The following is an 11,186-nucleotide window of genomic DNA, read 5'->3' on the forward strand; positions in this document are numbered from 1 at the left end:
CGGGCGCCATCCCGGTCCTGTTGCGCGCCCGTCGCGCGACGCAGTCCGAGCCGGTGGTGCGCTCCCGCGCGCTGCAGGGCGGCGCGGTTCGGCCGCCCACGCGACCGGCAGCGCGTGCCGGAGCGCGGGGCCTCGCCGAGTCGGCGCGCCGAGAGCCGGTCAAAGCCTATGGGGCACTGAATGAGTGGTCCGGCGAAGCGGTCGATCGAATCTGGTTACGCGGCACGGTCGCTCTGACGACGGCGATCGGGGCCTCGCTGACCGCCGTCGCGGTCGGCACCTACCTGCTGGCCGCCGGCCACGAGAGCGGGGCGTGGGTCAGTTACGGCTTCGCCGGGGCTATTGCACTGGGACTGCCCGCGATCGAGTTCCTCTACGTCCGGCAGCTGCGCCGCGACTAGCGGCCGACTAGCCGCGCTCACACCCACACCTCAAGGCCGGCCCAGACCGCCCAGACAAGAACGGAGCGGATGGGCAGCCGCTGGGCCGCCCATCCGCTCCGTCTCGTAGTGCCGGTTACCGCTTGCTGGCGCCCGGGGGAGCGTCGTGCTCGCCGGTCGGCGCGCCGTGCCCGTTGGAGCCGTGCCCATTAGAGCCGTGCCCGTTGGAGCCCGCGATGGTCTCCTGGTGCTCCCGCAGGGCCGTGAGCGCCCGATGCTCGGCCCGGTGGCTGGCCTCCCGCAGGGCGGCGTCCTCCGAGGCCGGGTCGGCGAACATGAGGCTGCCGCTACCGGGTGTGCCCGCCGAGCCCAGCTTGTTCATCCGCTTGGGCAGCGGCGCACCCTGGTACTCCAGCGGGATCGGGTGGCCGTGGGCGTCCACCGGTCCCAGCGGCTGGTGCAGCTCGATGTAGGCGCCGTGCGGCAACCGCTTGATGATGCCGGTCTCCACACCGTGCTCGAGCACCCCGCGGTCGCTGCGCTGCAGCCCGACCGCCCAGCGGTAGGCGATGAAGTACACCAGCGGCGGCAGCACCACCATGCCGATACGCCCGATCCACGTCGTCGCGTTCAGCGAGATGTGGAACTTCAGCGCGATGATGTCGTTCATCGCCGCCAGCGTCAGCACCATGTAGAACGCGATCGCCATCGAGCCGACCGCGGTGCGCACCGGGGCGTCCCGCGGGCGCACCAGCAGGTTGTGGTGCGCGTAGTCACCGGTGAACCGCTTCTCCAGGAAGGGGTAGACGATCAGCAGCACGAAGACCAGGCCCATGATGAGCGCTACCCAGACCGAGGCCGGGATGGTGTGGTGCCAGAAGTAGAACTCCCATGGCGGCCAGATACGGGCCAGGCCCTCCGTCCACATCATGTAGAAGTCCGGCTGCGAACCGGCCGAAACCTGAGATGGCTTGTAGGGCCCCAGGTTCCAGATCGGGTTGATCGTCAGCAGACCGCCCATCAGGCCCAGCACGCCGACGATGGCGGCGAAGAAGGCACCCGACTTGACCGCGAACACCGGCATCACTCGCACGCCGACCACGTTGTGCTCGGTGCGGCCGGGCCCGGGGAACTGGGTGTGCTTCTGGAACCACACCAGTGCCATGTGCACACCGATCAGCGCCAGGATGATGCCGGGCAGCAGCAGGATGTGCAGCGCGTAGAGCCGCGGGATCAGGATGGTGCCGGGGAAGTCGCCGCCGAACAGCGCCCAGTGCAGCCAGGTGCCGATCACCGGCATGCCCAACGTGATCGAGGACAGCGCGGCGCGCAGACCGATGCCGGACAGCAGGTCGTCGGGCAGCGAGTAACCGAAGTAACCCTCGAACATGGCCAGGATCAACAGCAGCGAACCGATCACCCAGTTCGCCTCACGCGGCCGCCGGAACGCCCCGGTGAAGAAGATGCGCGCCAGGTGCACCATGATCGCCGCGGCGAAAATCAGTGCGGCCCAGTGGTGGATCTGCCGGACGAACAACCCGCCCCGGACTTCGAAGGAGATGTTCAGCGCCGACTCGTACGCCCGGGACATCTCCACGCCGCGCAGCGGTTGGTAGACGCCGTTGTAGGTGACCTCGGCCATCGACGGGTCGAAGAACAGCGTCAGATACACGCCGGTGATCAGCAACACGATGAAGCTGTACAGCGCGATCTCGCCGAGCAGGAACGACCAGTGGGTGGGGAACACCTTGTTGAGCTGGCGGCGCACCGCTGCCGACGGGTGGTAGCGGCTGTCCATGGCCTCGCCCTGGCTGGCGAGGACGTCGCCGATTTTCGGGGGTTTCAATTTAGGACTCATGATGTCGTGCGCTCCCAGAATGCCGGTCCGACGGGCTCGATGAAGTCGCCGTTGGCGACTAGATACCCCTCGGAGTCGATTGTGATCGGCAGCTGCGCCAACGCACGCGCCGCCGGACCGAAGATCGGCTTGGCGAAGTGCAGGGCGTCGAACTGCGACTGGTGACACGGGCACAGAATCCGGTAGGACTGCTGCTCATAGAGCGAGGCCGGGCAGCCCAGGTGCGAGCAGACCTTCGTGTAGGCGAAGAACTCGCCGAAGTTGAAGCTTTCTTGACCCTTGCGCTTGACGACCCGGTCCACATCGCTGGGCTTGATGCGGATCAGCATGACGGGGTTGCGGATGCCCATCGAGATCGCCGAAAGCCGTTCGTGGGACTCCATGGTGGTGCCGTCGCCGTCGGACTCGCGCCACGGGAAAACCGTCTCCATGCCCCCGGCGTCGATGTCCTCGGGCCGGATCTTGGTGAACGGCGGGCCGTCGTGGGCGCCGGTGGCACGCGCCAGGTAGATCGTCTCGCCCTTGACCCGCGGGGTCCACCCCGACGTCCACAGCACCGCCTTCTTGCCCTCGGCGGTGTTCACGACGGGCTTCCACGGGTTCTTGATCAAACCGCCGGCGAACGCGACCAGCGTGCCCAAACCGAAAGCGCCCAAGCCGATTCCGAAGGACAGGCCGATCAGCTTGCGACGGCCCACGGTCGAGCCTTCGTAGGCGTCGGCCAGGTTGGCCACCACCGTCTTGCGGTCGATCTCCCGCGAGGCGCCGTCGTGGCGGTCCTGGATCGTGATCTCTTCGGGGATGAAGCGCTTCTGGAACAGCACCGCGCCGATGGCGATGCACAGGATGGACGCCCCGAACGTCAGGCCGTACAGCGGCGTGGCCAGCGAGTACCACAGGCTGCCGCTGGCCTCCCTGGCCTTGTACTCCCAGGGCCAGAACAGGAAGACCAGCAGCAGTGCGAGCCCGAACAGGCCGCCCAGCAGCAGCCAGCGCGCCACCGAGCGCTCGGCGCGCTTCTCCGCCTTGGTGCCTTCGACGGGCCAGCGCGATTCCTTGTAGGCGATCTGGACGCCGTCGATCTTGCTGCCCAGCTCCAGGAGTTCCTGGCGGGACATCCGGGACAGCGCCGCGTCGTCCGGCTCCGTGGCACCCATGTGGGTGCTGGTGTCGGTGTCGGAGCTGCCCTGGTTGCCGGCGCCGCCCGTCACGTCAGATCCGCCACTCATGTCCGTGCCCCAATCCACAGTGCCAGCCCGATGGCCGCAACCATGCCGATGATCCAAGCCGCCATGCCCTCGGGCGCGGGTCCAAACCCACCCAGCCCGTAACCGCCCGGTGATCGCTCTTCAGCGACGGTCCGCACGTAGGCGATGATGTCCTTCTTCGACTCGAACGACAGCTGCCGGTCGGAGAACTTCGGCATGTTCTGCGGACCGGTCAGCATCGCGGTGAGAATCTGCTGCTCGTTCGCGGGGCCGAGGTCCGGGGCGTACTTGCCGGACGACAGCGCGCCGCCCTTACCGGTGAAGTTGTGGCAGGACGCGCAGTTGAGCCGGAACAGGTCGCCGCCGCGGCCCAGGTCGCTGCCGCGCAGCGAGCGGGTCGCGATGCTGCCGTCGGGCTCGCGCACCACGGTCGGGCCGCCGCCGTTGGCCTGCACGTACGCGCCGATCGCGTCGATCTGCGCCTCGTCGAAGATCGGGTCCTTGCGGGGGGCCTGCGCCTCCCCGCGCATCGCCGGCATCCGGCCGGTCGAGACCTGGAAGTACACCGCGGCCTCGCCGACGCCGATCAGGCTGGGCCCGTGGTCGGGCACACCCTGCAGGTTGGCGCCGTGGCAGGACACGCACGAGGTGTCGAAGAGCTGCTTGCCGTTACGCAGCAGCGCCGAGCCGGACTCGTCGGCGACGGCTACCTGCGGGGTCGGCGTGAGCACGGCCGCCAACCCGCCCGCGATGGTCAGGGCGATCAGCAGCAAAAGTCCGCCGGACAACCGGCGGTGCAGGCGCCGCCGGGACCGGGCACCGCGGCCCGCGCCTGATCGGGTGGACCCCATTTTCTTCAACCGAGCACTCCTTTTCATTGCTGTATTCGGAGCCGCGGGCTCATCGGATGAAATAAATCACGGTGAAGAGCGCGATCCACACGATGTCCACGAAGTGCCAGTAGTACGAGACGACGATGCTGGCGGTGGCCTGCGCGGGGGTGAACTTGCTCATCGTCGTGCGGGCCAGCAGGAAGATGAATGCGATCAGACCACCCGTGACGTGCAACCCGTGGAAACCGGTCGCCAGGTAGAACACGCTGCCGTAGGCGCTGCCGGGGATGGTGGTGCCGTGGGTGGCCAGGTGGAAGTACTCATAGGCCTGCCCGAGGATGAAGAACAGCCCCATCAGGAACGTGATCACATACCAGCGGCGCAGCCCGAACACGTCGCCGCGTTCGGCCGCGAACACGCCCATCTGGCAGGTGAACGACGAGGCGATCAACACCAGCGTCACCGGCACGGCCTGATACAGATTCAGCTCGGTCGGCGGCGGCGGCCAGTTCCCGCCGGCCTGCGATCGCGCCGTGAAATAGAACGCGAACAGGCCAGCAAAGAACATGAGTTCGCTGGAAAGCCACACTATGGTGCCAACACTGACCATGTTGGGGCGATTCAGCGAATGCACGCGCGACGTAATCGCAGTACCCGAGGTCCCTACAGCACTCGTCACATCCGCAAGTATGACGCTTTGTAGTTGTCGAACTCTACCCGGGGCAGGAATTCGTTCGTTGCGTGTCTGAGACCGGGCTGGGACACCGCTTGGGAGCCGCTGTCTCTCGTGGGACCATCGGCGGCGTGGCTGCGTCGTCTGAGGCTCTGTCGTCTTCCGGGTCGTCCTGGCCGCAGGTGCTCGGGCGGCTGACCGACCGGCAGCACCTGACGCGCGCTCAGGCCGCCTGGGCGATGGACCAGATCATGACCGGCGACGCGGAGCCCGCCCAGATCGCCGCGTTCGCCGTGGCGCTGAAGATGAAGGGACCGACCTCCGACGAAGTGAGCGCCCTGGCCGCCGTGATGCTCGACCATGCCGTCCCGGTGCCCGTCGACCAGGACGCGGTGGATGTGGTCGGCACCGGCGGCGACGGGGTCAATACGGTCAACCTGTCCACCATGGCCTCGATCGTGGTGGCCGCGGCCGGGGTGCCGGTGGTCAAGCACGGCAACCGGGCCGCGTCGTCGTTGTCCGGTGGCGCCGACACGCTGGAGGCCCTCGGGGTGCGCATCGACCTGGGGCCCGAGCAGGTCGCGCGCAGCCTCGCCGAGCTGGGCATCGGGTTTTGCTTCGCGCCCCAATTCCACCCGTCGTATCGGCACGCCGCGGCGATACGACGTCAAATCGGGGTGCCTACCGTCTTCAATTTGCTTGGGCCGCTTACCAATCCAGCCAAGCCGCGAGCCGGACTGATCGGTTGCGCGTTCGCCGAGCTCGCCGAGGTGATGGCCGGGGTGTTTGCTGCCCGTCGGTCCAGTGTGCTGGTGGTGCACGGTGACGACGGCCTGGACGAACTGACCACCACCACGACCAGCACCATCTGGCGGGTGCAGGCCGGCACCGTGGACAAGCTGAAGTTCGACCCCGCGGGATTCGGCTTCGCGCGCGCGGAGATCGAGGAACTGCGGGGCGGCGACGCCGAGGCCAACGCGGCCGAGGTGCGGGCCGTGTTGGCCGGCGCCAAGGGGCCGGTGCGCGACGCGGTGGTGCTCAACGCCGCGGGCGCGCTGGTGGCACACGCCGGGTTATCCAGCCGCGCTGAATGGCTGCCGGCGTGGGAGGACGGGCTGCGCCGGGCCGGCGACGCGATCGACAGCGGGGCGGCCGAACAGCTCCTCGCGCGTTGGGTGCGGTTCAGTCACGAAGTCTGAGGCCTGGCGGCCGGCCAGTCGTGCCGATCGTGCGGTGGCCGCCCACGCCGCCCACGCGCCGGCCGACCCGATCGGGCTGGCCCAGCCCTGGTCCTGGGTGTCGCAGGCCCCGGTCACCCGCACGATGCGCACCCCCGGCGCCGCAAGCCAGCGCGCGATCAGCGCGGTCTCCTCGACCATCGCCCCGCCGAGTGGAGCCGAGGCCGGCAGGATCGCCTGCGCGCCGGCTCGGATGGCGTCGATCACCGGCATCGGCGGCACCCCGCGCCGGGCGGTGCCGGCCGCCGCGAGCTGCCCGTGGCGGATGACCGCCAGGTGGTAGCCGCCCCGCCCGTCGGGCGCGGCCGCGACCAGCTCGGGCAGCGTCGTCAGTGCCCGCAGACGCTGCCCGCGCCAGAGTGCTTCGACGGCAGTGGCGATGTGGTCGCGCAGCCGCGCCGCGCTCTCGTAATGCCGGCGTTCGGCCAGTGCGGCGACCTGCTCGACGGCCGCCGCCAGCGGCGAGTTGTCCACCCCGTCGATCAACGCCAATGCCCGCCGCGTCGCCGCTGCATACTGCTGTGCCGTCGCGTCGCGGGCGCCGGGGCACGGTGATACCTCGAGCTCCGGGCAGGCCGGACCGTGCCGCGCCGATCGTGCCAGCCGCTTGGTGCAGGTGCGCACCCCGGTGAACCGGGCGAGCAGTGCGGCGGTATCGGCGGCGTCGGCGCGGGACCGGAAGGGGCCGACCGTCCGGTCGTGCCGCGGATTGCGGACCACCGAGAACCGCGGAAACGCCTCGTCGGTGAGCACCACCCACCACCAGCGGTGTGGAAATTTCGACCGGCGGTTGTAGGGCGGGGCGTGCCCGGCCAGCAACCGCAGCTCGCGCACCCCGGCTTCCAGCGCGTGCGCGCATTCGACATGATCGACCGTCTCGGCGAGCACGACCATCTCTTTCATCCGGGTGCGCGGGTCGGTGCCGTTGAAGTACTGACTCACCCGGCGCCGCAGGTCAACCGCGGTGCCGACGTAGAGCACCTCGCCCGACGGGCCGCGGAACAGATAGACCCCGGGGCGGTGTGGCAGGCCCTCGGCCAGCACCCGCTTGCGGCGCTGGGCCGGAGTCACGTTGGGCAGATAGGACCGCAGGTCCGCATAGGTGTGGATGCCCTGGTTGCCGACCCGCTCGATCAGCGCGTGCAGCACCTCGACCGTGGCGCGCGCGTCGTCCAGGGCGCGGTGGGTGGGTCGGGTCGCCACGGCGAACAGCCGCGCCAACTCGGCCAGCCGCACGCTGGGGGCTTCCTCCCGGCTCAGGATCCGCCGCGCCAATCGGACCGTGCACAGCACCCTGGGTCGTGGCCAGGCGATCTGGCACCGCTCGGCGGCGGCGCGCAAAAAGCCGATGTCGAAGCCGGCATTGTGCGCGACCAGCACGGCGTCACCGGCGAATTCCAGGAACATCGGCAGCACGGCGTCGATGGTCGGGGCGTCGCGGACCATTGCCGTCGTGATCCCGGTCAGCTGAACGATTTGCGGCGGGATGCTGCGCTGCGGGTCGACCAGGGTGGCGAATTCGCCCAGCACCGCGCCGCCGCACACCTTGACGGCGCCGATCTCGGTGATCGCGTCCGGGGTGGCCACCTCGGTGCCCCGGGCGCGTCCGCCGGTGGTCTCCAAGTCGACGACCACGAAGGTGGTCTCCCGCAACGACAGCTCGTTGGGCGCCTGCCAGCCGGGGGATCCGGCGATGTCGGCGACGTCGGCGAAACTGAGTTGAGTCCCACCCGCCGCGCCCATGGCGGTGACGTTAAGCATTGGTACTGACAGCGATCTGTTCCCACGCCGGGCGTGGTTGTCGGTGCCCACCGTTACCGTGCGAATGAGTACGAACTCGGGAGCTGATGATTAAGGGAAGGACCGATGCAATGGGGCACAGCAGCGGGGCCGAAAGAGCGGGCCAGGCAGCGGGGGAGCCGGTGGTGATCGACTGCGACGATTGTGCGGTGCGCGGGCCGGGTTGCCAGGACTGTGTGGTCAGTGTGTTACTCGGCGTGCCCGAAACCCTTTCGTACGACGAGCAAGTCGCGCTGGAGGCGTTGGCCGAGGTGGGAATGGCGCCGCGATTGCGATTGGTTCCGGTGCGGCGCGGTCGTGCGTCGGGCGTGGCCTAGAAGTCGTGTAGGGTCGTCGACGGCGCTGCAGACCTTTCACATAGAAATGACATAAATCTTCCCAATTTCTTAACTCCCCCCTTTGGACAAACGTCGATATCGTTTCGTAACCTGTTTGAGACCTAAACCAGCTCGACGGATTTACGTCGATGGCAGTTTAAGGAAGCAAATCTTGAGGCTCGATAGGCATTCGATCGCGCGTGTAGTCAAGCGGTCCGCCATCGGTTCGTTAGCCAGCTTCGTTGTTCTCGCGGGGGTTTCGGCCGCCACTGTGCTGGCCGATCCTGCCGAGGACGCGCTGGCCAAACTCAACGAACTGTCTCGGCAGGCCGAGCAGACCACCGAGGCGATGCACAGCGCGCAGCTGGACTTGAACGACAAACTGGCCGCGCAACAGGCCGCCGAGCGCAAACTCGCCGACGCCCAGGCCGCCCTGGCCACCGCCAAAGAGCGCCTCGCCACGTTCCAGACTGCGGTGAACAAGGTCGCCGCCGCCACGTACATGGGCGGGCGCACCGACGGTCTGGACGCGATCCTGACCGCCGAGTCGCCGCAGCTGCTGATCGACGGGCTCGCCGTGCAGCGCGTGATGGCGCGTCAAATGTCTTCTCAGATGGCCAGTTTCAAGGCCGCCGGCGAGGAGGCCGTCAAGGCTGAGCAGGCATCCGCCCGGTCGGCCGCCGAGGCCAAGTCGGCCGCCGAGCAGGCTGCCGCCGTGCGGGCCAACCTGCAGCACAAGCAGAGCCAACTGCAGGTGCAGATCGCCGTGGTCAAGTCGCAGTACATGGCTTTGACCCCCGAACAGCGCACCGCCATGGCCAACCCCGGTCCGGTTCCGGAGCGCATTCCGGACGGAGCTCCGGGAGCGCCGGCGCCCGAGGCCCTGCCGCCCGGCCCGGACGGTGCGCCGGCTCCCGGTCAGGCGCCCGCACCCGGCGGAGTGTCGGTTCCCTACACCGGCCCCGGTGAAGGGGCGACCGGCGACCGCGCCGTAGTCGTGCAGGCCGCGCTCACCCAGATCGGCTCGCCGTATGTGTGGGGCGGCGCCGCACCCGGCGGCTTCGACTGCTCGGGTCTGGTGATGTGGGCGTTCCAGCAGGCAGGCATCTCGCTGCCGCACTCCAGCCAGGCGCTGGCACACGGCGGCCAGCCGGTGGCCCTGTCGGACCTGCAGCCCGGTGACGTGCTGACGTTCTACTCCGACGCTTCGCACACCGGCATCTATGTGGGTGACGGCATGATGGTCCACTCGTCCACCTACGGGCAGCCGGTTCGGGTGGTGCCGATGGAGTCGTCCGGTCCGATCTACGACGCCCGCCGCTACTGACGGCCCCGGCGCGGTGCCACCGCGCCGTCGGCTGACGCTGCTGCTGGCCTGTGTGTTCCTGATCGAGCTGGTGACCGCGGCCGTCCTGCCGGCTCACCCCGCGCCCGCTCCTGCCACCAGCGTCGAGACGCTGACACCGGTCGGTGATCGCGCCGTCCGGCTGACCAGCGCCGGCGGCTCCGAGCAGCTGCTGGCGCGGGTTGCTTCCGGAATGGGCGGCGCCGTGGAAGCGGTCGTGGGGTTCTGGGGCCGGGACTGGCCACGCGAAATCTCGGTGTTGGCCACCGGTACGGACGAGCAGTTCCGGGTCGCCGCCGGCGGCGGGCCCGCGGCGCAATGGGCCGACATCGCCGCGGTGACGGTGGCCGAGCACGTCGACCCGGCCAGCAGGTCGGTGACCGGGCAACGCATCGTATTCGCACCCGGCGCGGCCGGCATGAGTGCGGGTGCGCTGCGAATCGTGTTGACGCACGAGCTTTTTCACTACGCGGCCCGCGCGGACACCGCGCTGGATGCGCCGCGGTGGCTGACCGAGGGCGTGGCCGACTACGTGGCACGCCCGCCCGCGCCGCTGCCCGCCGACGCGGCGCCCGCGGCGGCGTCGCTGCCGTCGGACCAGGAGTTGGACACTCCGGGGCCGTCACGCACCCGCGCCTATGACCGGGCCTGGTGGTTCACCCGCTTCGTCGCCGACAGCTACGGACCGGCCAAGCTGCGCGAACTCTATCTGGCAGCGTGCGGGCCGGGGCATGCCGATGTACCCACCGCCGCCGAGCGGGTACTGGGGGTCGATGCCACCGCCCTGCTGGCGCGCTGGCAGGAGTGGGTCACCTGGTCGGGCTGATGCTGATGCCGATGCGCCCGCGAACGTGCGCTCAGGTTCAGCGACACGCCGCGCCGGCCGGCATTCCGGGCACGCTCGTCGACGTTGCCCACGCTAACGTGTCGTCGTGAGCCGGGTCCTGCTGGTAACCAACGACTTTCCGCCGCGGCGCGGCGGCATCCAGTCGTACCTCGGCGAATTCGTCGGCCGACTGGTCAAGGCGGGCAAGCACACCGTGACGGTGTACGCGCCGAAATGGAAGGGCGCGGAGGCTTTTGACGAAGCGGCCGCCGACACGGGTTTCCGGGTGGTGCGCCATCCCACCACGCTGATGTTGCCCGTCCCGGCCGTGGACAGCCGGATGCGCCGGTTGATCGCCGACCACGACATCGACACGGTGTGGTTCGGCGCGGCGGCACCGCTGGCCCTGCTGGCGACGCGGGCCCGGCAGGCCGGGGCGGAACCGGTCGCTGTCCACCCCCGGCGGCAGGTACTCCATGGCGGCAGCCGGCCCGAACGCCGGTGCGAAGCGCGATCGGGTGTAGCGGCTGACGAAGGTCACGACGTCGGTGTCGTCACCGATGCGCCGCAACACCGAACGCGCCACCGGAAGCATCGACCAGCCCACCTCGTGGCCGTGGGTGGGGGGCCGCCCCCGGCGCGCCCCCGCCGGCCGGGCGGGGGGGGGTTTGACGAAGCGGCCGCGGGCGCCGCGCGGGCGGGGGGGGG

General features: G+C 69.4%; 10 protein-coding genes and 1 pseudogene. 6 read left to right on the plus strand and 5 right to left on the minus strand.

Going from position 1 to position 11,186, the window contains the following annotated elements; translation table 11 throughout:
• A partial coding sequence (locus tag A9X01_RS00170; RefSeq protein ID WP_155771838.1) for a DUF2561 family protein occupies nt 1-401 on the plus strand: 401 nt, incomplete at its 5' end.
• A gap of 115 nt (nt 402-516) precedes the next feature.
• Here A9X01_RS00170 and qcrB read toward each other — a convergent pair.
• The 4 genes from qcrB to ctaE are packed head-to-tail and all read right to left on the minus strand — an operon-like array spanning nt 517 to nt 4,958.
• Nucleotides 517-2,238 carry a cytochrome bc1 complex cytochrome b subunit gene (gene qcrB, locus A9X01_RS00175; protein WP_081282126.1) on the minus strand — a complete coding sequence of 574 codons (1,722 nt, stop codon included), beginning with the start codon at nt 2,236-2,238 and terminating at the stop codon, nt 517-519.
• The gene (gene qcrA / locus A9X01_RS00180; RefSeq protein WP_065118750.1) at nt 2,235-3,467 is read right to left on the minus strand and encodes a cytochrome bc1 complex Rieske iron-sulfur subunit; all 1,233 of its coding nucleotides are present in this window, start codon (nt 3,465-3,467) and stop codon (nt 2,235-2,237) included. Before qcrA ends, qcrB begins: the two co-directional genes overlap by 4 nt.
• On the minus strand, nt 3,464-4,306 hold the full coding sequence (gene qcrC / locus A9X01_RS00185) for a cytochrome bc1 complex diheme cytochrome c subunit (protein WP_155771839.1): 843 nt from the start codon (nt 4,304-4,306) through the stop codon (nt 3,464-3,466). Before qcrC ends, qcrA begins: the two co-directional genes overlap by 4 nt.
• A 40-nt stretch (nt 4,307-4,346) precedes the next feature.
• Complete coding sequence (ctaE, locus tag A9X01_RS00190; protein ID WP_065118744.1) at nt 4,347-4,958, minus strand: aa3-type cytochrome oxidase subunit III; 612 nt, start codon at nt 4,956-4,958, stop codon at nt 4,347-4,349.
• A gap of 125 nt (nt 4,959-5,083) precedes the next feature.
• Between ctaE and trpD the strand changes: the two genes are divergently transcribed.
• On the plus strand, nt 5,084-6,151 hold the full coding sequence (gene trpD, locus A9X01_RS28635; protein WP_436405214.1) for an anthranilate phosphoribosyltransferase: 1,068 nt from the start codon (nt 5,084-5,086) through the stop codon (nt 6,149-6,151).
• On the opposite strand, the pseudogene A9X01_RS00205 reads toward trpD, so the two are convergent.
• A pseudogene (locus A9X01_RS00205) lies at nt 6,089-7,951 on the minus strand (DEDD exonuclease domain-containing protein); the annotation flags it as partial. The gene trpD and the pseudogene A9X01_RS00205 sit on opposite strands and share 63 nt — an antisense overlap.
• 110 nt (nt 7,952-8,061) lie before the next feature.
• On the opposite strand from A9X01_RS00205, the gene A9X01_RS00210 reads away from it, so the two are divergent.
• The 4 genes from A9X01_RS00210 to A9X01_RS32130 all read left to right on the plus strand — a co-directional run.
• Complete coding sequence (locus A9X01_RS00210) at nt 8,062-8,307, plus strand: hypothetical protein (protein ID WP_065118748.1); 246 nt, start codon at nt 8,062-8,064, stop codon at nt 8,305-8,307.
• Nucleotides 8,308-8,479: 172 nt separating this feature from the next.
• Nucleotides 8,480-9,634, plus strand: coding sequence for a peptidoglycan hydrolase RipC (ripC, locus tag A9X01_RS00215; protein ID WP_065118749.1), 1,155 nt, complete (start codon nt 8,480-8,482; stop codon nt 9,632-9,634).
• 85 nt (nt 9,635-9,719) lie between these two features.
• Entirely contained in the window at nt 9,720-10,478 is a 759-nt protein-coding gene (locus A9X01_RS00220) for a hypothetical protein (protein ID WP_253848845.1), read from the plus strand.
• Between the two features lie 106 nt (nt 10,479-10,584).
• Nucleotides 10,585-11,186: glycosyltransferase (locus A9X01_RS32130; RefSeq protein WP_436405215.1), on the plus strand; the 602-nt coding region annotated here is incomplete at its 3' end.

Origin of the sequence: Mycobacterium asiaticum (assembly GCF_001668675.1) — a bacterium.
In the GTDB taxonomy this organism is placed as follows: domain Bacteria; phylum Actinomycetota; class Actinomycetes; order Mycobacteriales; family Mycobacteriaceae; genus Mycobacterium; species Mycobacterium asiaticum_D.

Bases quoted from the DNA above. Each gene is read 5' to 3' on its own strand.
- qcrB (WP_081282126.1), bottom strand. From the start codon at position 2,238: ATGAGTCCTAAATTGAAACCCCCGAAAATCGGCGACGTCCTCGCCAGC.
- qcrA (WP_065118750.1), bottom strand. From the start codon at position 3,467: ATGAGTGGCGGATCTGACGTGACGGGCGGCGCCGGCAACCAGGGCAGC.
- A9X01_RS00210 (WP_065118748.1), top strand. From the start codon at position 8,062: ATGGGGCACAGCAGCGGGGCCGAAAGAGCGGGCCAGGCAGCGGGGGAG.